This window comes from Nocardia sp. GCM10030253, from assembly GCF_042675075.1.
In the GTDB taxonomy this organism is placed as follows: domain Bacteria; phylum Actinomycetota; class Actinomycetes; order Mycobacteriales; family Mycobacteriaceae; genus Nocardia.
The window spans coordinates 89,072-111,160 of record NZ_JBHTDL010000009.1 but is presented as its reverse complement, the minus strand read 5'-3'; the positions used below and the strand labels follow the sequence as shown (position 1 = coordinate 111,160).

Genomic DNA, 22,089 nt, shown 5'->3' with positions numbered 1-22,089 from the left:
GATGCCGGGCCGAGTGGGTGGTGGTGGCTAGAGGCGGGCTGCGAGGCGGGTGCCCTGGTCGATGGCGCGCTTGGCGTCCAGTTCGGCAGCCAGATCCGCGCCGCCGATCAGGTGCGGGTTGATGCCCGCGTCGCGCAGCGGCTCTTCCAGTTCGCGTACCGATTCCTGGCCTGCGCAGATGACGACGTTGTCGACCGGGATCAGTTGCGGGCGTTGGCGTTTCTCGCCGAAGCTGATGTGCAGGCCGTTGTCGTCGATGCGCTCGTAGTTCACGCCGCCGACGTGCTCGACGCCCTTGGCTTCGAGCGCGGCGCGGTGCACCCAACCGGAAGTCTTGCCGAGATCCTTGCCGAACGGGGTCGACTTGCGTTGCAGCAGTACGACTTCGCGAGCGGCGGGCGCGGGCTTGGGCGTGCTCAGCTGGCCGCGGACCTGTTCGTCCTCGGAGTCGACACCCCACTCTTCCTTCCACTCGTCGAGCTTCAGTGTGGGATGGCCCTCGACGGTGAGGAATTCGCTCACGTCGTAGCCGATGCCGCCCGCGCCGATGACGGCGACGCGCTTGCCGACCGGCCGTTCTTCGCGAACCAACTCGGCGTAGGACAGCACCATCGGGTGGTCGACACCGGGGATGTTCGGAATGCGCGGGCGCACACCGGTGGCCAGCACCACCTCGTCATAGCGGGCGGTGATGAGCTCGTCCGCGGTGACCCGCTTGTTCAGGTGCACGGTCACACCGGTGACTTCGAGCATCCTGGTGTAGTAGCGGATGGACTCGTCGAACTCTTCCTTGCCTGGGATGCGGCGGGCGATGTCGAACTGACCGCCGATCTTGTCGTCGGCTTCGAAAAGGTCTACCCGATGGCCCCGCTCGGCGAGACTGACCGCGGCCGAGAGCCCGGCCGGGCCTGCGCCGACGACGGCGACGCGCTTGGTGCGCCGGGTCGGCAGCAGCTTCAGCTCGGTCTCGTGGCCTGCGCGCGGGTTCAGCAGGCAGGACACGGTTTTGTGCTGGAAGGCGTGATCCAGGCAGGCCTGGTTGCACGCGATGCAGGTGTTGATCTCGTCGACTCGGTTCCCCTTGGCCTTGTTCACCCACTCGGGATCGGTGAGGAACGGTCTGGCCAGCGAAACCAGTTGGGCGTCACCGCGAGTGAGGATCTCCTCGGCGATCTCGGGCATGTTGATCCGGTTGGACGCGCAGACCGGAATGTTCACCTGCTTGGTGATCTTCGCGGTGAACTCGACGAATGCCGCACGCGGCACCGAAGTCACGATGGTCGGGACGCGCGCCTCGTGCCAGCCGATGTCGGTGTTGAGGATGTCGGCGCCCGCGGCTTCGAGGTCCTTTGCCAGGGCGATGATCTCGTCGAAGGTCTGCCCCTTCTCGACCAGCTCGGCCATCGACAGCCGGAACACGATGATGAAGTTCGGGCCGACCGCGGCGCGGGTGCGGCGCACGATCTCCACCGCGATGCGGCGGCGGTTCTCCGCGGAGCCACCCCATTTGTCGGTGCGCTTGTTGGTGCGCGGCGCGAGGAACTGGTTGATGAAATAGCCTTCGCCACCCATGATTTCGCAGCCGTCATAACCGGCGAACTGGGCCAGCTTCGCGCAGCGGGCATAGTCGTCGATGGTCTGCTCGATGCCCTTTGCCGAGAGCTTGCGCGGCCGGAACGGGTTGATCGGGGCCTTGATCGAGGATGCCGACACGCTTCCTGGCATATAGGAGTAGCGGCCCGCGTGCAGGATCTGGATGGCGATCTTGCCACCCTCTTTGTGCACGGCCTTGGTGATCGCCCGGTGCCGGTAGGCCTCGGACTTGTTGGTCAGTTTCGCGCCGAAGGGCAGCAGCCAGCCGGTGCGGTTCGGGGCGTAGCCGCCGGTGATGATCAGACCGACTCCGCCACGGGCGCGTTCGGCGAAGTAGGCCGCCAGTTTGTTGGTATCCCAGGCACGATCCTCCAGGCCGGTGTGCATCGACCCCATGATCACGCGATTACGCAGCGTGGTGAAGCCGAGGTCGAGCGGCTCGAATAAGTGGGGGAAGGAGCTCATCTGCGAGTCTCACCTTTCTCCGGGCTCCGGGTGCGGGGCTGTCGCACGCGGTTGTAGGGCTTGCAGAACTTCGTCGCACCATTCGACGAACCCCGCCTCCACGCGGATGCCCGCGCGCAGGACGAGGTACTGATGCAGGGGTGTACCGGAGAGCTGGTCCGGTGCGGGAAAGTCACGTTTCTCGATGAGCAGAAACAGCTCGAGGCGCTGGTTGTGCTGCTCACGGTGCCGGGCGACCTCGTCGCAGAGCGCGCCGATGTCGCCGTGCGCGGCGGCGCGGATCTTCACGCCGAGTTCGTTGCGCGGCATGCCGGTATCGCTCGGCTCGGCGATCCATCTGGCCAATTCGGCCCGACCGGCGTCACTGACCGAGTAGACCTTCTTGTCGGGCCTACCCTCCTGCGTCACCGATTCGCCGGTCAACCAGCCGGATTCCTCCATGCGCTTGAGCACCCGGTAGATCTGCTGGTGGGTGGCACTCCAGAAGAACCCGATGGACTTGTCGAACCGGCGTGCCAGCTCATACCCCGAGCCGGCCCGCTCGGTCAGCGATACCAACAGGGCATGTTCGAGGGCCATGACGCAAGAATAATCGTTACACGCGGTACTATGCAACTGAGTGCATAGCGCGGTGGCGGCGGGTGTCGAGTGTTGCCCCGACAGGACGCCGGATCGGCATTAGGCTGCGCGACATGACCGAGGTGGACGCGCGGGCGACTGTCGGGCAGGCTGCCGGGCGCGGGCAAGTGGTGGCGTGGGGGTTGTGGGATTGGGGGTCGTCGGCTTTCAATGCGGTGATCCTCACCTTCGTCTTCTCGGTGTATCTCACCGACAAGGTGGGTGATGATCTGCCGGGCGGGATCTCGGCGAGCGCGTGGCTCGGCTGGGCGCTCGGCATCGCGGGCCTCATCGTGGCGGTGACCGCGCCGATCAGTGGGCAGCGGTTCGACGCGACCGCGAAACGGAAACGCTCCCTTGCGGTTCTGACGGCGCTGACGATCCTGGCGATGGCGTTGATGTTCTTCGTGCACGACGACTATCACGATCTGTGGATCGGGCTGGTGTTGCTCGGGATCGGCTCTGCCTTCTTCGAGTTGGCCAATGTGCCCTACAACGCCATGCTGCGCCAGGTGTCCACTCCGGCGACCGTCGGCCGGGTCTCCGGATTCGGCTGGGCGATGGGCTATTTCGGCGGCATCCTGCTGCTGTTGATCTGCTACTTCGGTTTCATCTCCGGCGACGGTGACAGTCGCGGTCTGCTCGGCGTGCCCACCGATGACGGACTGAACATTCGGCTGGTCGCGATGTTGGCCGCGGTGTGGTTCGCCGCCTTCTCCCTTCCGGTGCTCTTCGCCGTGCCGGAACTGCCGAGCACCGGCGCCGATCCGGGTGCGGCAAAGGCGGGTTTCTTCGGTTCCTACCGGGTGCTGTGGCGTGACTTGCGCGAGCTGTGGTCCGTCGACCGCCGCACGGTCCGCTTCCTGGTGGCCAGCGCGATTTTCCGAGACGGGCTTGCCGGTGTCTTCACCTTCGGTGCGGTGCTCGCCGTCCGCGTCTACGGCATCGCCGATTCCGACGTGCTGCTGTTCGGGATCGCCGCGAATGTCGTTGCGGCCCTCGGCGCGATCGTCGCGGGTCGATTCGACGACCGCGTCGGCCCGAAGATCGTCATCGTCGCCTCCCTGGCCGCCATGCTCGTCTGCGGACTCGCGCTGGTCATTGTCTCCGGCCCGCTCATGTTCTGGATCTTCGGTCTACTGCTCACCGTCTTCGTCGGCCCCGCGCAGGCCTCGGCGCGCTCCTTCCTTACCCGGTTGGCCCCACCCGGCCGCGAGGGCCAGATGTTCGGCCTCTACACCACCACCGGTCGAGCCGTCTCCTTCTTGGCCCCAAGCCTTTTCGGCCTCTTCGTCTGGATCTTCGACGCCGACCGTGCGGGCATAGCCGGTCTGCTTGTCGTGCTCGCCCTCGGCTTGGCAGCGCTGCTGATGGTGCCGGGACCGGACCGGGCGCCCCAGCCCGAGCGAATACCTTCCGGCGAGTGAGCCCTCGCTAGTCCTTGGCCGGCCACCAAGCGCCCATGCCGAGGGCGATGAGGCGGACCTGTTGGACAGTGCGGTCGACAATGAAACGTTGGTCGCGGGGGGATGCGGCGACGTAGGCGGCGATGCCGTCGGTGACAGTGGCGACCAGGAGGTCGGCGGCGATTTCGAGATCGTTGGGGGGCCAGGAGTCCAGGGCGCGTAGGCGCGAGAGGTCGGCGACGAGTTCACGGACGATCAGTTGCAGTTCCATGGCGATGGCCTGGCGCAGCACCGCCGAGCCGCCGTGGCGCTCCCGGGTGAGGAAGCCGAAGATCTCGCGTTTGCCCGCGACCTGTTCGAAGACGAAGCGCACCGTGTCCGACAGGCTGGCGTCGGGAGTGCGGCGCACCTCGCGCAGTGCGAGGCGCAGTGCCTTGACGCCCTCGTCGACCAGCGCCGCGCCGAGATCCTCCATTGAGGAGAAGTGACGGTAGAACGCGGTCGGAACAATGCCTGCCGAGCGGGCGATCTCACGCAGGCTGAGCGCGGCGAAGCCACGTTCGGAGGCCAGGACGAGGGTGCCGTCCAATAGGGCTTGGCGGGTGCGCTCCTTGCGTTCGCCTCGGGTTGTTGCCTGCTCGCTCATCACGGTGAGCATACATCCGTTCACCATTCGCCCCATCCAAAGATGTTGTTCGGGTCACACGTTTCGCCGGTTGACATCGGACCCCGGTCATCAGTCACACTAGTTGAGTGTACAGACGTGCACTGAAATTTGACGCACGTCCCGAGCCCTGACAAGCAGGGCCCCGGCTCCCGACAAGCAAGGCACGGAGAACCGAATGGTGGATCTCATCAACCTGGTGCAGACCCTGACCACGCCGCACCCTCTCGATCGGTACCTGGAACTCATCCGCCCGACGCTGACAACTCGGGTGATGCGGGCCGAGATCATCCACGTGCGCCGCTCGGTGCTGGGGTCGGTCACGCTGACCCTGCGCCCGACCAGGCAGTGGACCGGTCACACCCCCGGGCAGTACGTCCAGATCGGTGTGGTAATCGACGGTGTCAGGCACACCCGCTGCTATTCGCCGGTGAACGCGCCGTCCCGCCGTGACCGGCACATCCAGCTCACCATCAAGGCGCACCCTGGCGGCCTGGTGTCGCAATACCTCTACCGCAGCGCGCTGCCCGGAATGGTGGTCGACCTCGGGCCGGCCGCGGGCGTATTCCGGCTGCCAGAGCCGCGCCCGGACCGGATATTGCTGATCAGCGGCGGCAGCGGCATCACGCCGGTGCTTTCGATGCTTCGCACCCTCGCCGACGAGGGATATCCGGGCGAGGTGACCTTCCTGCACTACGCGAAATCACCTGAGGTACAGCCGCATCGCACGGAGTTGGCGGAGATCGAGCGGGTGCACGAGAACTTCCGCATCGAATCGCGCTATACGAGTTACGGTTCGGGCTACTTCGACTACGACGAGTTGGAGCGGGTCGCGCCGTGGTTCGCCGACGCGCAAACCTATGTGTGCGGCCCACCCGGGCTGATGGACTCGGTGCGCAAGATCTTCGAGGCGGAGCAGCTGGCCGACCGGCTGCACACCGAGGAGTTCACCCTGTCGGTGGCGCCCGTCGAGGTGGGCGAGGCGTTCGGCACCGTGAGCTTCGCGGCCAGCGGGGTAAGCGCGGAGAACGATGGCGCCGTCCTGCTCGAGCAGGCCGAAGCGGCCGGTCTGAGGCCGGAATACGGCTGCCGGATGGGTATCTGCTTCTCCTGCACCGCGGTTCGGCGTACCGGCTGCACCCGCAACGTGCGTACCGGCGAAACCGACAGCGATCCCGATCAGCCCATCCAGCTGTGCATCAACGCGCCTGTCGGCGACGTCGAGATCGACATCTGAGCAATCGATTTTCAACATCGAAGGGGAGTAGCGAAATGACTATTCTGACCGAAACGAAAGACGGCCCGCTCGTTCTGACTCCAGATCAAGTCGAGGAGCTCGGCCGCCGACTCGACGAGCTGCGTGCCAGGATCGTCGCCGACCTCGGCGACCGCGACCGCGAGTACATCTATTCGATCATCAAGGCGCAGCGCGGTTTCGAGGTCGCCGGCCGTGGCCTGATGTATCTCGGCTTCCTACCGCCGTTCTGGCTGGCGGCCGTCGCCGCGCTGAGCGTGTCGAAGATCTTGGACAACATGGAGATCGGCCACAACGTCATGCACGGCCAGTACGACTGGATGCGTGAGCCCGACCTGAACTCCCGCGAGTTCGAGTGGGACAACGTCTGCCCTGGCGATCAGTGGCGGCACTCGCACAACTACATGCACCACACCTACACCAACATCCACAACAAGGACCGGGACATCGGATACGGCATCCTGCGCGTCGACGAGGGGCAGAAGTGGAACCCGCTGCGGCTCGGCAATCCGCTGTACGCCTTCGGCCTGATGATGCTGTTCGAGTGGGGCGTGATGGGTCACGACCTGGAGGTCGAGAACATCGTGCGGGGTCGGCGCAAGTGGGCCGATGTCAAGAAGCTGCTGAGCGGCCAGTGGCGCAAGGCCGGCCGGCAGGTGCTCAAGGATTATGTGGTCTTCCCGGCACTGTCGGGCCCGCTGTTCCTCAGCACGCTGGCCGGGAACGTCACCGCGAACCTGGTACGCAACGTCTGGGCCTTCTCCATCATCTTCTGTGGCCACTTCCCGACCGGCGTACAGACGTTCACCGAAGAGGAGACGGAATTCGAGACGCGCGGTGAGTGGTACGTCCGGCAGATGCTCGGCTCGGCCAACATCACCGGCAGCCAGCTGTTCCACATCATGTCCGGCAATCTGTCGCACCAGATCGAACACCATCTGTTCCCGGACCTGCCCGCGAATCGGTATCCGGAGCTGGCGCCGGAGGTGCGGGCGCTGTGCGAAAAGTACGGTTTGCCGTACAACACCGGCTCGTTCGGCAAGCAGATCGGTTCGGTGTGGGGAAAGCTTTTCAAGCTCGCACTTCCGCCGTTCTTGGTCGGGAAGGAGAGCACGCCCGGTGTTATCGTGATGCGACAACGGCAGCCAACCGAAGTGGGCGTGTGAATGATCGGGAAATTCGAGAGCAACAAGGATTTAATTCAAGAATTAACGACGTCCGGTGCGCGGCATGTCGGTAATATCGCGTCGATCATCACCGGCACCGTGCAGGAAGTCACTCGGGAGATCGGTGAGTGGATCACCGATGCCATCGAGATGAACGAAGCCGCCGCGGCGGCGCGGCGTGATGCCGAGACGCCGCAGGAGAACGGGTTCGCCGACGATCTGCTCGACGACGCCGACATTTCGTATGACGCGGAGGTAGAGCCCTCCGCGGCCGCGGCGTTCGTCGAAGCCGAGGTGGTCGAGCCGGGAGCCGAAGACTCCAGGTGATCACCACACCGGCAGTCGGCGTCGGTGCTCGTTCACGTCGGTGATCAGATCCTTGTACCCGTCGGCCAGTTCGGCCAAGCGGCACCACTGCAGGTGGGCTTCCCCGTCCAGCTGCAGTGGGTGCGGCGGGTCGACTGACGCCTTCATTCCCAAAGCTTGTTGTGCTGCAATCCATTTCGCGGCCATGCGGTCGATAACGGCGCCGAGGGTCTCGGTGTGCAGTGAGGCGCCGGTGCGGTGCTGGATATTGGCCGCCACCCAATTGTCGATGCGACCAACCAGTTCCGCGCGGTGTCCGTCGATGTCCTCGACCAGCTGGTTGCACGCCGCGACCCGCCCGCTGGACGCTCCGGGTGCGTGCGCGGCCTGCTGGGCGCTGCGCCTGCGTTCATGGCATTCGACGAGTTCGCGTGCCGTGTCGAGTACCCGGTGTTGTCGGCGGTTCGGATTGTCGGGCTCGCGGAATGCGCGCAGTAGCGCCGACGGTGGTGGCAGCTCTCCGGTTCCGATACGGCCTTCTGCGTATTCGGTAGGCATGATGCGTACCCCTGCGGTAACGATGCGATTTTGGATACGCCAGGGCCGAGGGGGATTTCGGGGAGGGGCACCCCTCGGCTCCGGCGCAGACCCGCGCCCGGAGCGCCACCCCACAGTCCACCAACACGGCAAAGAAACCGGGAAATCCGCGACGATGCGATGAGGAAGACGGCCCGAGAAATCGGGACTCTTTCAGGAAAGCGCGATAGTCGGATCGGCGCAACAGTATGGTGTAAAAATACAGAAGCTGCCTGGAAATCGTTATGGTCCGTTACGGATCGGTCACATGAATGGCACCATCGATGCCGCGACGAAATCCGTGAGCGTATGGGCAGCAACCTGTTCTGGCGAGGCGGCTGCGGAGTGTCCTTCCATCCGCTAGCCTCGATGTTCGTGCCCGCGTATGTGTCCTCGCCCGAGTTGACATTCGGCTTCATGTTCGCCCTGGAAGACCCCGAGCGAATCGCGGAGGTCGTGCGCAACCTCATCGTCCGCAAAACGGTGTCTGTGTTCCGACTCGCGCGACTGTCCGACGACGACGGCCCGCCCGAACGCTATGTCGTGAACTGGGCTGTCATTCCGCAGATTTCGATTACCACCAGTGCTCCCGAGCCGGACGAGATGGCGGCCAACCGCACCATGCTGGTGAATGCCTTCCTCAGCGAGGAGGGTGAAGTGAGCCTGTACTCGGCGACAGGTCAGGCGCCGAGCTGACCGGGATCGACCTCCATGTTTGAAACACTCACCCTTCAAAGGCTGCTCTCAGCTAATGATCAGTGATCTATCAGAGCGGCTCGGCAGGGTGGCTGTCGTCGGTAACCCCAGAAGGGAGCCTGGCGATTTCGGCGGATAAGGCTTTCCGCGGACATTTCATCCCGCCCCGGGCACGTTGTGCCCGGGGCGGTTTTGCGTTTGCGATGTGAATGCTCAGCCGACGGACAGTGGTGCGTTCAGCCGCCCTCTCCGTGCGAGCGCATACAGACCGGTCGCCGACGCCGCGCCGATCGCGATCAGCGCGGCCCACGCGAGCGAACTCATGCCTGCGGCACGAGCGGTGTCCAGAATCGTGCCGGTGCCGAGATTGCCGAGCAGGATTCCGATTCCGACGATGGTGTTGTAGCAGCCGTAGTGGGTGGCGACCAGCCGATCACCGCACAGCGCGACCACGGTGTCCATCTCGAACGGGAACACCGCCGCCGCACCGACACCCAGCACCGCCGCCGTGACCAGCAGCGCACCGACGGCAGTCCAGACGCCGAGCCCGGTACCCGGCACCAGCGACAGCGGGACGAACGCGACCGCCAGAATCGCCATACCGAAGACCAGGCTGTGCGGGCGGCCCCAGCGTTCGGTGAACCAGCGGGTGATGCGCAGCTGCCCGGCGATCGCGATCACGCCGGACACCACGAACACCGCCGTCATCAACGTGGCGGCCGAATCCGCACCGACGATCCGGGCGGCCTGCATCGGCAGCGCGAGATAGACCTGGAACGACAGCACATAGCAGCCGATCATCGCCACCGCGAAGAGCAGGAACGGACGATTGGCGAGCACCACCCGCCAGTCGTCGAGCACCGACGCGGATTTCGGTTCGGCTCGATGCTGCGGCAGTGCGCCGAGTTGGGCGAGGGTAAGCAATCCGAACACCACCGCCGCGCCCATCGCGGTCGCCCGGAAATCGAAGGTCATCAAGGCCAGACCGACGATCGGGCCGAACAGAATGCCTGCTTGGTAGAAGATATTGAACACCGCGAACGCCTCGACCCTGCGCTCGGCCGAATCCACCGCCAGATAGGCCCGCACCGCGGGATTGAACAGTGCACCCGCGAAACCGGTTGCCGCCGAGGCGATCAGCAGCGCGGGCAGCGAATCGGCGAAGGCGAGCAATGCGAAACCGCCGGTACGCAGCAGACACCCGGCCACGATGAGTGGTTTGTAGCCGAGCCGGTCGGCCAGGGTGCCGCCTACCAGGAACATGCCTTGCTGGGAGAAGTTCCTGATGCCGAGCACCAGTCCGATCGCCCAGGCGGCCAGGCCGAGCGGACCGGCCATATATCCGGCCAGGTATGGCATCAGCATGTAGAAGCCGGTGTTGATGGCGAACTGGTTGACCATCAGCATCCGGCTCGGCCGGTTGAAGGATCGGTAGGTGGCGTACACGCCGGTCACCGGGTGACCTCCGGTGCTGTTTCGGTGTGCGACGGTGCTGCCGGATCGGTCTGCCGGTTCGGCTGCTGTGCGGTCGCATCGCCGCCCCTGTCGCGATTGCGGGGATCGACGACGGTGGTGCAACGGGTCCACGAGTCGACGACGGCGGCTGCCGGATGGGCAATGGTGGCTGGTTCATTCGGCGGATCGATGCCTAGCAGCCCGTGTTCACGGCAGTATTCGTCGCTGTAGACGGTGTCGAAGTAGCGCAGCGGACCATCCGGGAAGACGGCGGCTATTCGCACGTCCGGGTCGCTGGTGCGGGCCAGCCAGCCTGCGACGAGCGCGACCGCGCCGACGCTCCATCCGCCACTCGCGTGATGCGTCGCGGCCAGTGTCCGGCATGTCGACACCGCCTCGGCCGGTGCGACCCAATGGATTTCGTCGAACGCCGGATAGTCGACATTGTCCGGATAGATGCTGGAGCCGAGCCCGCGCATCAACCGCTGTCCCGCGGGCTGCCCGAAGATGGTGGACGCGACGGTGTCGACGCCGATCAGCCGCAGCCGCGGGAAGTATCGGCGCAGCACACGGGCGATGCCCGCGGAATGACCCCCGGTGCCCACCGAGCACACCAGTGCGTCCACCCGGCCGAGTTGCGCGACCAGTTCCATGGCAAGGGGCTCATAGGCATCCCGGTTGTCGGGGTTGCGGTATTGGTCGGGGCACCAGGCGTGCGGATCATCGGCGAGCAGTTCCGCGACACGGTCGCGCCGGGCCTGTTGCCAGCCGCCGGTCGGATGCGGCTCGGCGACCATCTCCACGCTCGCGCCGTAAGCGGCCAGCATGTGCCGCATGAGCGGTTCCAGGCCGGGATCGGTGACAAGAGTGACCGGATGTCGATACACCATGCCCGCCAGCGCCAACCCCAAACCGAGGGTGCCGCTGGTCGATTCGATAATCCGGGCGCCCGGCGTCAGCTCACCGCGCGCGGTGGCGCGCGCCACCATGTGCAGGGCGGTGCGGTCCTTCATGCCGCCAGGGTTGGCGCCCTCCAACTTGGCCCAGAACCCGCGTCCGTCGGACGTATGCGCCGAATCGGGTGCGGGAGTGAGTGGTTCGGTGATCCAGAGGACCGGGGTATTGCCGACCATGGTGGCCGGGCGTTGGCAGCGATTCGCCGTCGTCAACAGGCTCGCCGGACTCGGCAGTGGGGCCGGGTCGGTCGGAATAGCGGGCTCGGGCAGGGCTTGTGTGCGCACAGCCAGGTGCTGCATGGGAATCGTCGATTCTGTTCGGTCGCTGGTGAACAGCGAGCGGGTGTGAGTGCGGGAACGCACGAACACCGGCCGGGCCCCGGCAAGCTCCGGCCTGACGCTGGCCGATCAGATCCTGGCGATACCGATTCGAACGAGAATGTCCCTGCCTCGACAGGCAGACAGCCGAGATGGTGGTGCGCGTAGCCCGCCGCCGAGCGCGGCGGGCAACGGCAGCACGAATACCAGTGCGGTGGCGAGGATCAACAGGCCGAGCATCGACGACGCGCCACGAGGCAGCGTGACCATGATGGCGTCGTTCGGCAGATGTTGGTCCGGCACCGCGGCGTGCTGATGACGATCGATCTCGAACGGGTCCGTCACTGGTGAAGCGACCGACGGACCAGACGATTCGATATGTGCGTGGTCGGCACCGGCCGGCGGGAAGAGGTGACATTCCGGCAGCGCCAGCGTCAGCGCCCAGAGGGTGACCGCGAAGGCGGCCACCACCCGGATTCCCCGGAAACGCACCGCGCTGAACGTCACGTTTCCCGATGGTACAAGCCACGCCGTGGATGTCACGGGCTGATCGGTCGGTCTCAGCGGGTCGGACGCACTGCGCAAGCGACGCCGTCCTCCGCGCCGTCGAGCTTGTCCAGCGTGATCGAGTAGCCCTTGTCGGTCCGCCGCAGCGGCGGTTTCCCGAGTGCCCACGCTTCGTTGCAGTCCTTGAACGGACGCTGCGGGGTACTGGTGACCGTCGACGTCGCGGCCGGTCGGGACGACGTCGAGTTGCGACGCTTTTTGCTCTTGCCGCAGCCGCTCATGGACAAAACCAGCACGGCGACCAGCAGCGCACCGATTATGAGCACGACAGGACGAGACTTACGCATTCGGATTACCCCCGAGGTAATTAGGTTGGACAAACGCCGCCCAGTGTTTCGTGCCAGGGCGTCGAGGCGCAACACGGCGTTGCCACCGGCGGGGAGTACGCGGCTCGACCAGAGAGCATTCTTCGGTGGGGGATTCGTTGGCGTGTCGGTACCTGAACGTGGCTCCGGCGCTTCTTCGGTACGGGACAATCGGGACATTCCGCAACCCGATCCGTTGCGTGTGTCGAAGCACCCGAAGGAGCGTCGATCATGGAACCCGAAAACCCTGTCGATCTGGGAAAGTCCGTCAATCCGGTTCGTATCAGAGGAGATCTCGACCCCGCGTTGTCGCGGTGGATGTGGTTGGTCAAGTGGCTCTTGGCCATACCGCATTACATTGTTCTATTCTTCCTGCACATCGCGTGGTTCGTTGTCACGGTGATCGCGTTCTTCGCAATCCTGTTCACCGGGAAATATCCGCGTGGGCTGTTCGATTTCACCGTGGGCGTTATCCGCTGGGGCTGGCGGGTGGGGTTCTACGCTTGGTCCCCGCTTGGCACCGACAAGTACCCGCCGTTCAGCCTCCAGTCGAACGCGGAATACGCGGCCGATGTCGAGGTGGACTATCCGGAGAATCTGCATCGCGGCCTAGTCCTGGTGAAGTGGTGGTTGCTGGCCATCCCGCACTACCTGGTGGTTTCGGCATTCGTCGGTGGTGGATACATGGCCTTCGGCGACGACTACGGCGTCTCCTGGGTGCCATTGCTGCCGATCCTCACACTGATCGCGGTGGTGGCGCTGCTGTTCACCGCGGTCTATCCGAGCGGCCTGTTCGATTTCGCGATGGGAATCAGCAGGTGGGTGCTGCGGGTGCAGGTGTACACCTCGCTGCTGCGTGACGAATACCCGCCGTTCCGGCTCGACCAAGGCGCGCGGGAGTCCGAGAACAACTGAAAACACCGCGATAGAGCCGGGCATCGATCACCAGGTGGCGGATTCATAGATCCGCCGGACCACATCCTCGATGTCCGGCTCTTCGATGGAAAGGTCACGGACTTCGGCGCGGTCCGACACCGCCGCGAGAAGCTGTGCGGCCGTGGTCCTTTCGGCATCGAAGGCGAGCCGCTGTCGTACCCCGTCGCCCTCGCTTGTCAAGAGCTCGGCGCCGGGCAGATTGTCGAGGTCGCAGGTCGGTTCGGCCAGGTAGACGGTCAGCACGCGACGGGCGCCGACCCGGACCGCGAGTCCGTTCACCGAACCGTCGTAGACCAGGCTGCCGCGGTCGACGACGAGCACCCGATCGCATAGTCGTTCGATATCGCCCATGTCATGGGTGGTGAGCAGCAGTGTGGTGCCGCGGTCGACGCGTTCGGCGCGCAGGAACTCCCGGAGTCGTTGCTTGGACAGCACATCGAGGCCGATGGTCGGCTCGTCGAGGATCACGAGTTCGGGGGAGTGCAGCAGCGCCGCGGCGACCTCGGCCCGCATCCGCTGCCCGAGGGACAACTGACGCACCGGAGTGTCCAGCGTTTCGGCCATCTCCAACTGTTCGACCAGTTCGTGCGTGCGCTTGCGCGCGACGTCGGGCTCCAGCCGGTGGATGGCGGCCAGGATCGAAAACGATTCGCGCAGTGGGAGATCCCACCAGAGTTGGGAACGCTGCCCGAACACCACCCCGATGCGGCCGGCCAGTTCGCGCCGCTGCCGGACCGGTTCCAGGCCGCAGGTGCGCACGGTGCCCGTGGTGGGGACCAGGATGCCGGTCAGCATCTTGATGGTGGTGGATTTGCCCGCCCCGTTTGCCCCGATATAGCCGACTGCGGCGCCACGCTCGATACGGAAGGTCATCTTGTCGACCGCCGTCAGTGTTTCGCGGCGTCTTCGCCAGCGGTGGCCGTTCTTACGATGCAGGATGAATTCCCTTGTCAGGTCCTTGATATCGATGATCGCTTCCGGTAATTCGGTGTCCGCCACGCTTATCCGCCGCCTCCCTGATAGTGCCGAGTACCGATCCGCCACAAGCCGAGCGCGAGCAGCCAAACCCATATCGCCGCCACCGGGGCCAGCCATGCCAGCCAGGAAGGCAGCAGTGGCGGTCCCGGCAGGTCGAGCAGCGCGATGGTGGGTAGATAAGCCGTGAACGAAACCGGGATGGCGAATCCGAACAGCAGCTTCAGCGGCGTCGGGAACACCGAGGCGGGTTGCATGGCGGCGAACGACCCGCCATAGGTGAAGCTGTTGGTCAGTTCGGATCCGTCGATCAGGAAGAACTGTGCGCCCGCGGCGCACACGAACAAGCCGCCGAAGACGGCGATCCCACTTGCCAGCGTAGTCCACAATAGCGCGAATGTGTCAGGGCCCCAGCAGATATCGTTGCGGATCAGGCCGAGGCCGAGCACGATTATGGCGACCGACGCACGAGCGAGGCGGCGCAGCGAAATGTCGCTCGTGATGAGCTGCAGCAGCAGCGGCTGTGGTCGCAGGTAGTAGGCGTCGATCGTGCCCATCCGGATCAGGATCGGCAGCGAATCCAGGTGGCCGAACAAGACCTGGGCCAATGCGAAACTTGTGTTGCTGAGCCCGAACAAGAGCAGCGCCCCGTCGAGGTCGAGGCCGCCGAGCACCCGGACATTGTGGAAGATGACCCATACCTCGGCGAACTCCACGAGCCCGATCAGGAAGGCGCTGAATATCTCGCTGGCAAAGGACAATCGGTATGTTTGCTGCGCTCGGATCCGGGACGCGAGCACGGCCGCATAGGGAGTGCGCCAGGTGCCTGCCGGCGCGGGCACGAACGGCGGCTCAGCCACCTTGCACCTCCAGCCTGCGGCGCCCTGCCGCCAGCAACACCCGGCCGACCGCACCGATCACGAGCACCCAGAACACCTGCGCGGCAACAACCGTCACCGCCTCGGTGCCGATAACCCGGCCCGACAGGATGTCGATCGGGGCCTGCAGGATCGACGGGAACGGGGTGGCATGCGCGATCGTGCGCAGCCAGTCCGGGAACATGTGCACCGGCACGAACAGCCCGGCCAAAAACGTGCCGCTAATCTGGTATAGCACTCGCAGCCCACGTGTTTCCACCACCCAGAATCCGATCAGCCCGACGGCGAACAGGCACAGGAATGACAACGCCACCGCGAGGAGCACACTGAGCAGCCCGAGCAGGTAGGGGGTGGGTGTGTTCGGCATGGTCAGCCCGAAGGTGAGCACTCCGATCAGCACGCTCGGCACGCCGCGTGGCAGGATGGTGGCCGCCGCGCGGCCGAGATCGGCGGCAAGATAACCGAATTGGATATCGACAGGTCGCAAGAAGTCGATCGCGATATCGCCATTCTTGACTCGGTCGACGAGTTCCAGTGGTGGACCCATGAATTGGGTCGCGCCGAGCAGTCCCTGTGACAGCCAGACATAGGCGCCGATCGATCCCTCGTCGTAACCGCCGAAGCCGTCCGAGGCGCGGACCGCGGCCATCATCACCGCGGCACGGACGAAACCGAACACGCAGTTCGTGAACAGCCCGGCGAACATCGCAAGCTTGTACTGCGACTGCCGTCGGAAACCTGCTCCGGCAAGGTGAATGTAAACCATGGTCGCTCGCCTAAAGGGCACTGCCGCGGCGAGCCAACCGTCCCCCTCCGCTCTTGCGCGCACAAACAGTCAACTCTAGAGGGGGCCAGCGGACGCGCGGTAGGCCTCCGCGCGATTTTTGGAAAAGTGCTACGAACTCGGTGCACCAGTGTTAGAAACACAGTCACTTCAGATTTGCCGTGAGGTCAACCCGGCGGAGCTGCTCGCGCACGACAGGAAGGATGGTCGATGACTGTCACTGCGCAGGTCGGTCGAAATAGCACCGTTTTCGAGGAACTCGAATCGAATGTCCGCGGGTACTGCCGGTCCTGGCCGACGGTGTTCGAGACCGCGAGCGGAGCCTGGCTGCGCGACGAGAACGGCAAGGACTACCTGGACTTCTTCGCGGGCGCGGGCGCACTGAACTACGGCCACAACAATCCGGTTCTGAAGAAGGCGCTGATCGACTACCTCGCGGGCGACGGCATCACCCACGGGCTCGACATGTCCACGGTCGCCAAACGTGGACTGCTGGAAACCCTGCGCGACACCGTCTTCGCGCCGCGCGGGCTGGAGTACAAGGTGCAGTTCCCCGGACCCACCGGTGCCAATGCAGTGGAGGCCGCGCTGAAACTGGCCCGCAAGGTCACCGGCCGCCAGGGCATCCTCAACTTCACCAACGCTTTCCACGGTATGTCGCTCGGCGCGCTGTCGGTCACCGGGAATGCCGCGAAGCGCGCCGGGGCCGGGGTGCCGCTGGTGCACGTGACACCGATGCCCTACGACGGGTACCTCGACGACGCCGACAATCTGTGCTGGATGCGTCGCGCCCTCGACGACTCCGGGTCCGGACTGGACAAGCCCGCGGCGGTCATCGTGGAGACAGTCCAGGGTGAGGGCGGGGTCAATGTGGCTCGCGTGGAATGGCTTCAGCAGCTGGCCGACCTGTGCGCGGCGCGCGGAATCATGCTGATCGTCGACGACGTGCAGATGGGCTGCGGCCGAACGGGACCGTTCTTTTCCTTCGAGCTCGCCGGCATCACCCCCGATATCGTGACGCTGTCGAAGTCGATCGGCGGCTACGGGTTGCCGATGGCGCTGGTGCTGTTCAAGCCGGAACTCGACCGATGGGCGCCCGGTGAACACAACGGCACCTTCCGCGGCAACAACCCGGCCTTCGTCACCGCGCGAGTGGCGTTGGAGCACTACTGGTCCGACGGCACCCTGGAAGCGGCGACGCTGACGAAGGGGCGGCGGATCGGCCGAGCGCTGAGCGACTTGTCCACGGGTGTCCCCGGCATCGCGACCCGAGGCCGCGGACTGGTCCAAGGCGTGGTCTTCGAGGACGCGTCGCAGGCAGGCAAGGTCTGTCAGCTCGCCTTCGACCGCGGCCTACTCGTAGAGACATCCGGCGCGGACGGCGAGGTCGTGAAGCTCTTGCCGCCGTTGACGATCACCGACGAGGAGATCGACCACGGCCTCGTCATCCTGTCGGGCGCGGTCGGCGCGATCTGTGCCGGCTGAACGTGCTCGGATGAATCCGTGGGCGGGCCAGGCTGTCTCGGCGGCAAATCGGTGGTTTCCCGACAATCGTTCGGAATCGACCTAGGGGATCGTCTCGATGGGAAGGCTGTCGAGATAGTCCCTGGCTCTTCGATCGGACTGTAGAACGGTGCCGATCGTGGCCGGCCACTACCGCGCATCGTCGCGCGCGGCATGTCCGAAGAAAAAGCCGAGCTCCCAGGGTTTAGGTGGGAGCCCGGCGGGTAAATACTCTGCGAGCTTGCGCCCCCGGCAGGAATCGAACCTGCGACCTAGGGATTAGAAGGCCCTTGCTCTATCCAACTGAGCTACGGAGGCAGTGGCATCCACCATGGCCGACATTGGCCGCGCTGTCCAGCGAGGCAAGTATAGCGACCGTCCAGATTGCTAGATTCTTAGCATTAGCAACATTCCAGTCACCTCAGTCGAGCAGTGCGGCGAGTACCAGCATTCCGGCCATGATCAACTCCAGGATCAGGAAGAACCAGACCGGATAGAAGGCGGAGGGGCTTTCCACGAAGGCCGACCACACCCGGCCGAACGCCATTCCGCCGAGCGCGGCCGCGACGGCGAGGCACGCTCCGTATCTCAGGTCACCGACGTCGGCGGCGGCGAGCCCGAGGACCACGGCTATGGCGATGCCGAAGCCGCCGTAGACGGCCCGCACCTCGGCACGAGCGTCAGGGCGATCGGCGAGCAGGCCGAGCGGATCGACCAGCTGGCTGGGCCGCAACAGCCCATAAATTCCCATGCCGGCGAAGAACAACGCCACCACGGCAATCAACACGATCGACATCGCACCTCCGGGTCCGCGGCCCACAATATCGGCCCAAACCCAACCGGGCCACGCAATACCGGCCGAACTACGCTCGGTTGTATGTCGTCATCGCAGGACCCGTCACCAGAACTCGACGTCGAGACGCTTAAGTCGGGTTCCGGGTCCACCTTCGCGATGTTGAGCGCGCTGGCCGGCGCCACGGCGGCGGTGGTGGCCGCGCTGGTGGTCGGACTATCCGCGGCGCAGGCGCTGAGCCTGCTCGGCATTCCCGATCCCGGTCCGCTGACCACCTATGGTCTGCCCGCGCTCCGCGCGCTCGCCGACCTCGCCGCGGCGTTGACGGTCGGTTCGCTGCTGTTCGCGGCGTTCCTGGTGCCGCCGCAGGCCAACGGGTTGCTGGACGTCGGCGGATATCGAGCCGTGCGGCGCGCGTCGAATTTCGCCGTCGCCTGGGCCTGTTGCGCGGCGCTGCTGATCCCGTTGACCGTCTCGGATACGACCGGCCAGCCGGTCGGCGATGTCTGGCGTCCTGAACAGCTGTGGCGGGCGATCGGTCAGATCGACCTCGCAGAGGCCTGGCGAACCACGGTGGTATTCGCGCTGATCGTCGCGGTCGGCTGCCGGCTCGCGCTGCGCTGGGGCTGGACCCCGGTGCTGTTCGGCGGCGCGATGGTGACCATGATGCCGCTGGCGCTGACCGGACATTCGTCTTCGGGCGGTGCGCACGACCTCGCGACCAACAGCCTGATCCTGCACCTGGTTTCCGCCGCCGTGTGGGTCGGCGGGTTGTTCGCGGTGCTCGCGCACGCCATGCGCGGTGGCGCCCACAGCGATGTCGCCACCCGGCGGTTCTCCGTGACCGCCACGATCGCGTTCATCGTGATCGGGCTCAGCGGCGTGATCAACTCGTGGGTCCGAGTGCCGAGCTGGGACGAACTGTTCAGCACCACCTACGGGCGACTGGTACTCGCCAAGGTCGCCGCGCTGGCCGTGCTCGGTGTGTTCGGTTACCTGCAGCGCCGTGCCACGCTGCCCGCGTTCGCCGCGAACCCGCGTGATCGGGCCGCGCTGATCCGGTTCGGCGGGGTCGAGGCGCTGGTGTTCGCCGCGACCATGGGCCTGGCCGTCGGTCTCGGGCGCACCCCGCCGCCACCGCCCACCTCGGTGCCGACGCCTGCCGAAGTGGAGCTCGGCTACAACCTGGCCGGGCCGCCGACGGCCGCGCGATTGCTGTTCGACTGGCGCTTCGACCTGATGTTCGGCACGCTGGCCATCGTGCTCGCGGTGCTGTACCTGCTCGGGGTGCGACGGCTGCGCGCCCGAGGGGATGCCTGGCCGGTCGGCCGAACCATTGCCTGGATGTCCGGGTGTGCGGTGCTGCTGTTCGCCACGTCGTCCGGGATCGGGCGCTATTCGCCCGCGGTATTCAGTGTGCATATGGGCCAGCACATGGCGTTGTCGATGCTGGCGCCCATCCTGTTCGCACTCGGCGGTGTCGTCACGCTGGCGTTGCGTGCGCTGCCGCCCGCGGGGCGCGCCGGTATCCCGGGACCGCGAGAATGGATCCAGGCCGCGGTGCACAACCCGGTGTCGCGCTTCCTGACCCACCCGATCGTGGCCTCGGTGATCTTCGTCGGTGGTTTCTATGCGCTGTACCTGGGTGGCGTCTACGACTCGTTCGTCGACTCGCATGCCGCGCACCTGTTGATGAATGCGCACTTCCTGCTCAGCGGCTATCTGTTCTATTGGGTGGTCATCGGCATCGATCCCAAGCCGCGCCAGGTCGAACCGCTGACCAAGCTGGGCATGGTGTTCGGCTCGCTGCCCTTCCACGCCTTCTTCGGTATCGCGCTGATGAGCATGACCACGGTCATGGGCGGGTGGTTCTTCCGCAGCCTCGGCCTCGGCTGGAATAGCGATTTGCTCGGAGATCAGCGCACCGGCGGTAGCCTGGCATGGGCCAGCGGTGAGGTGCCGCTGGTTGTGGTAATGCTCGCGCTGCTCATCCAATGGTCGCGCAGCGATGCGAAACTCGCGAAGCGGACCGACCGGGCCGCTGAGCGGGACAATGATGCGGACCTCGGCGCGCACAACGCGATGTTCGCCGAGCTGGCAAAACGTGACCGAGAGGTGCGCAAGTGATTGAGCGGGCTTTAGTTGAGCCGCAGCACCGAACGTCTCGGCGGGTGTACCGATCGGATGTTCGTGTGGCGCGTAAACGGCTGGCCGGGCAGACCCGCAAGACGCCGGTCTTCCACACCACCGTGTCGGGACCGCACGGACCGGTGCCGGTGACATTGAAACTCGAGTACCTCCAGCACGGTGGCACATTCAAGGTGCGAGGCAGCCTCAATGCGCTGCTCGAGTCGGGCGCCGACGCCGAACAGGTGGTCATTGCCTCCGGCGGCAACGCGGGCATCGCCGCCGCGCTCGCTTCGGCGCGCCTCGGCAAAGCGTGCACCGTGGTCGTCCCGGAGTCGGCGCCGCACACCAAGGTGGCCGCGATGTGGTCCTACGGCGCGGAAGTGCTGTGGCACGGAACCACTTACGCCGAGGCATACCTGTACGCGACCGAGTTGGCCGCAGAGCGTGCCGCCTTGCAGTTGCATGCCTACGACCTGCCCGCCGTGGTCGCGGGCGCGGGCGTGGTCGGCCTGGAGCTGGAGGAACAGGTGCGCGGACGGCCGCCGGTGCTGGTCGCGGTCGGCGGCGGCGGGCTCGTCGCCGGGATCGCCACCGCGCTCGGTCGACGCCAGCAGGTGATCGGCATCGAGCCGGAGGGCATCCCCACGCTGCACGCGGCGCTGGTCGCGAACCGGCCGGTGGATATCGACGTGTCGAGTATCGCGGCGGATTCGCTCGGCGCCACCAGGATCGGTGACATCGCCTTCGACATCGCGCGCCGCTACGACGTGCGATCGGTGCTGGTCACCGACGACGCCATCGCGACCGCCCGCGAGTACCTGTGGCGGGAATTCCGGATCGTCGTCGAACTCGCGGGAGCGACCGCCTTGGCCGCGGTGCAGAGCGGGGCATACCTTCCCGCGGAAGGTGAGCGCCCGGTGGTGGTCCTGTGCGGGGCCAACACCGACCTCGCCGTTCTGTAGGGCCCGGTCGCTCCTGACACTCTCGAACCCGGCTGCTTCGCCGTTCATGCGGGAAATAGGCGATGTCCACATTCGAGAAAGTTGTCCACAGCTTCGGAATCAGGGGGTCCGCTCAGGCTGGGGATCGGTCAGGCTGGAGGTGCCCTCCTGGTGGGGGAGGACGCACCCGAGGCCGATCGCCGAGGGGCGAAACATGAAGGGGCGGAACCATGTACGAGGCAATGGCAACGGTGGTCGGCACAGTGGTCACCCACCCGGTCAAGCGGGATCTGACGAACGGGGAGCAGGTGGTCACCTTCCGGATGGCCAGCAATTCCCGCAGGCTCGACCCGGCAACCGGGGAGTGGGTCGACAGCGGGACGCTGTACCTGACGATCAGCTGCTGGCGCAGGCTGGTGGCCGGGGTGGATGCGTCGATCCGCCGCGGTGATCCGGTCATCGTGTACGGCCAGCTGCGGTCGCACGAATACCGAACCAAGGAAGGTGTCGAAAGGCGCGACCTCGAAATGCGGGCAAGTGCGCTCGGTCCCGACCTGTCGCGCTGCGGCGCACAGCTCATCCGTCGGACCGAAGCAGGCCGTTCATTCGGTCCGAGTAATCTAACCCGCAATACCTGTGACCGATCGAGCGCAGAAGACCGTGCACGCGTCGACGGCGAGGGGCTGGGGGAGGGCGCGACGACCATGCCTGCCGTACCAGCCCGGATCAACGAATCCGCGCCGGCAGACGCCTGACCGCACGGCTGGTTTTGCGCTCGCGGCAGTGGTAGCTCTGCTTCGTTC

Annotated in this window: 22 protein-coding genes and 1 tRNA gene; 10 read left to right on the top strand and 13 right to left on the bottom strand. The window is 65.6% G+C overall.

The annotated features are described in order from the left end of the window. Positions 1-27 precede the first annotated feature (27 nt). Both ACFQZZ_RS21310 and ACFQZZ_RS21305 read right to left on the bottom strand, forming a co-directional pair. Complete coding sequence (locus tag ACFQZZ_RS21310) at positions 28-2,058, bottom strand: FAD-dependent oxidoreductase (protein ID WP_378683447.1); 2,031 nt, start codon at positions 2,056-2,058, stop codon at positions 28-30. Between the two features lie 9 nt (positions 2,059-2,067). Further along, positions 2,068-2,637, bottom strand: coding sequence for a PadR family transcriptional regulator (locus tag ACFQZZ_RS21305; RefSeq protein ID WP_378683444.1), 570 nt, complete (start codon positions 2,635-2,637; stop codon positions 2,068-2,070). 113 nt (positions 2,638-2,750) lie between these two features. On the opposite strand from ACFQZZ_RS21305, the gene ACFQZZ_RS21300 reads away from it, so the two are divergent. Beyond that, a complete protein-coding gene (locus tag ACFQZZ_RS21300; RefSeq protein WP_378683441.1) occupies positions 2,751-4,103 on the top strand; it encodes an MFS transporter in 1,353 nt (450 codons plus the stop codon). Positions 4,104-4,110: 7 nt separating this feature from the next. Here the strand turns inward: ACFQZZ_RS21300 and ACFQZZ_RS21295 are convergent, their stop codons facing one another. Next, positions 4,111-4,728, bottom strand: coding sequence for a TetR family transcriptional regulator (locus ACFQZZ_RS21295; protein WP_378683438.1), 618 nt, complete (start codon positions 4,726-4,728; stop codon positions 4,111-4,113). Positions 4,729-4,924: 196 nt separating this feature from the next. Between ACFQZZ_RS21295 and ACFQZZ_RS21290 the strand changes: the two genes are divergently transcribed. The 3 genes from ACFQZZ_RS21290 to ACFQZZ_RS21280 are packed head-to-tail and all read left to right on the top strand — an operon-like array spanning position 4,925 to position 7,494. Beyond that, a complete protein-coding gene (locus tag ACFQZZ_RS21290; RefSeq protein WP_378683435.1) occupies positions 4,925-5,983 on the top strand; it encodes a ferredoxin reductase in 1,059 nt (352 codons plus the stop codon). A gap of 35 nt (positions 5,984-6,018) precedes the next feature. Next, positions 6,019-7,167 carry a fatty acid desaturase family protein gene (locus ACFQZZ_RS21285; protein ID WP_378683432.1) on the top strand — a complete coding sequence of 383 codons (1,149 nt, stop codon included), beginning with the start codon at positions 6,019-6,021 and terminating at the stop codon, positions 7,165-7,167. Then, positions 7,168-7,494 (top strand): hypothetical protein, encoded by a 327-nt coding sequence (locus ACFQZZ_RS21280; protein WP_378683430.1) that lies wholly within the window; start codon positions 7,168-7,170, stop codon positions 7,492-7,494. Here ACFQZZ_RS21280 and ACFQZZ_RS21275 read toward each other — a convergent pair whose 3' ends face one another. After that, positions 7,495-8,031 (bottom strand): DUF4254 domain-containing protein, encoded by a 537-nt coding sequence (locus ACFQZZ_RS21275; RefSeq protein ID WP_378683427.1) that lies wholly within the window; start codon positions 8,029-8,031, stop codon positions 7,495-7,497. Between the two features lie 327 nt (positions 8,032-8,358). Here ACFQZZ_RS21275 and ACFQZZ_RS21270 point away from each other — a divergent pair, with 327 nt between their 5' ends. Beyond that, entirely contained in the window at positions 8,359-8,745 is a 387-nt protein-coding gene (locus ACFQZZ_RS21270; RefSeq protein ID WP_378683424.1) for a hypothetical protein, read from the top strand. A 213-nt stretch (positions 8,746-8,958) separates the two neighbouring features. Here the strand turns inward: ACFQZZ_RS21270 and ACFQZZ_RS21265 are convergent, their stop codons facing one another. The 4 genes from ACFQZZ_RS21265 to ACFQZZ_RS21250 all read right to left on the bottom strand — a co-directional run bounded on the left by ACFQZZ_RS21265 (position 8,959) and on the right by ACFQZZ_RS21250 (position 12,307). Further along, positions 8,959-10,200 (bottom strand): MFS transporter, encoded by a 1,242-nt coding sequence (locus ACFQZZ_RS21265; RefSeq protein WP_378683422.1) that lies wholly within the window; start codon positions 10,198-10,200, stop codon positions 8,959-8,961. Then, positions 10,197-11,333 carry a PLP-dependent cysteine synthase family protein gene (locus ACFQZZ_RS21260; protein WP_378684092.1) on the bottom strand — a complete coding sequence of 379 codons (1,137 nt, stop codon included), beginning with the start codon at positions 11,331-11,333 and terminating at the stop codon, positions 10,197-10,199. The genes ACFQZZ_RS21265 and ACFQZZ_RS21260 overlap by 4 nt, the downstream gene beginning before the upstream one ends. A gap of 231 nt (positions 11,334-11,564) precedes the next feature. Next, complete coding sequence (locus tag ACFQZZ_RS21255; protein ID WP_378683419.1) at positions 11,565-11,981, bottom strand: hypothetical protein; 417 nt, start codon at positions 11,979-11,981, stop codon at positions 11,565-11,567. 53 nt (positions 11,982-12,034) lie between these two features. Continuing rightward, complete coding sequence (locus ACFQZZ_RS21250; RefSeq protein WP_378683416.1) at positions 12,035-12,307, bottom strand: excalibur calcium-binding domain-containing protein; 273 nt, start codon at positions 12,305-12,307, stop codon at positions 12,035-12,037. Positions 12,308-12,577: 270 nt separating this feature from the next. On the opposite strand from ACFQZZ_RS21250, the gene ACFQZZ_RS21245 reads away from it, so the two are divergent. Further along, entirely contained in the window at positions 12,578-13,261 is a 684-nt protein-coding gene (locus tag ACFQZZ_RS21245; RefSeq protein WP_378683413.1) for a DUF4389 domain-containing protein, read from the top strand. 27 nt (positions 13,262-13,288) lie between these two features. Here ACFQZZ_RS21245 and ACFQZZ_RS21240 read toward each other — a convergent pair whose 3' ends face one another. From ACFQZZ_RS21240 to ACFQZZ_RS21230, 3 genes are all read right to left on the bottom strand, one after another. After that, positions 13,289-14,155, bottom strand: a complete 867-nt coding sequence (locus tag ACFQZZ_RS21240; RefSeq protein ID WP_378684089.1) for an ATP-binding cassette domain-containing protein — start codon at positions 14,153-14,155, stop codon at positions 13,289-13,291. Positions 14,156-14,283: 128 nt separating this feature from the next. Further along, a complete protein-coding gene (locus ACFQZZ_RS21235) occupies positions 14,284-15,117 on the bottom strand; it encodes an ABC transporter permease (RefSeq protein WP_378683411.1) in 834 nt (277 codons plus the stop codon). After that, on the bottom strand, positions 15,110-15,901 hold the full coding sequence (locus ACFQZZ_RS21230) for an ABC transporter permease (protein ID WP_378683409.1): 792 nt from the start codon (positions 15,899-15,901) through the stop codon (positions 15,110-15,112). The genes ACFQZZ_RS21235 and ACFQZZ_RS21230 overlap by 8 nt, the downstream gene beginning before the upstream one ends. Before the next feature lie 228 nt (positions 15,902-16,129). Here ACFQZZ_RS21230 and ectB point away from each other — a divergent pair, with 228 nt between their 5' ends. Further along, positions 16,130-17,404 carry a diaminobutyrate--2-oxoglutarate transaminase gene (gene ectB, locus ACFQZZ_RS21225; protein ID WP_378683406.1) on the top strand — a complete coding sequence of 425 codons (1,275 nt, stop codon included), beginning with the start codon at positions 16,130-16,132 and terminating at the stop codon, positions 17,402-17,404. A gap of 262 nt (positions 17,405-17,666) precedes the next feature. On the opposite strand, the gene ACFQZZ_RS21220 is transcribed toward ectB, so the two are convergent. Further along, positions 17,667-17,740 (bottom strand) — tRNA-Arg (locus ACFQZZ_RS21220). 103 nt (positions 17,741-17,843) lie between these two features. Continuing rightward, on the bottom strand, positions 17,844-18,218 hold the full coding sequence (locus ACFQZZ_RS21215) for a DUF4345 family protein (RefSeq protein ID WP_378683403.1): 375 nt from the start codon (positions 18,216-18,218) through the stop codon (positions 17,844-17,846). Positions 18,219-18,299: 81 nt separating this feature from the next. Here ACFQZZ_RS21215 and ACFQZZ_RS21210 point away from each other — a divergent pair, with 81 nt between their 5' ends. The 3 genes from ACFQZZ_RS21210 (at position 18,300) to ACFQZZ_RS21200 (ending at position 22,041) form a co-directional block, all read left to right on the top strand. Beyond that, positions 18,300-20,342, top strand: coding sequence for a cytochrome c oxidase assembly protein (locus ACFQZZ_RS21210; RefSeq protein ID WP_378683400.1), 2,043 nt, complete (start codon positions 18,300-18,302; stop codon positions 20,340-20,342). Further along, positions 20,339-21,307: a threonine/serine dehydratase gene (locus ACFQZZ_RS21205; protein ID WP_378683397.1), complete on the top strand. Its 969-nt coding sequence runs from the start codon at positions 20,339-20,341 to the stop codon at positions 21,305-21,307. The genes ACFQZZ_RS21210 and ACFQZZ_RS21205 overlap by 4 nt, the downstream gene beginning before the upstream one ends. A gap of 209 nt (positions 21,308-21,516) precedes the next feature. Further along, positions 21,517-22,041 (top strand): single-stranded DNA-binding protein, encoded by a 525-nt coding sequence (locus ACFQZZ_RS21200; protein WP_378683395.1) that lies wholly within the window; start codon positions 21,517-21,519, stop codon positions 22,039-22,041. Positions 22,042-22,089: the final 48 nt, after the last annotated feature.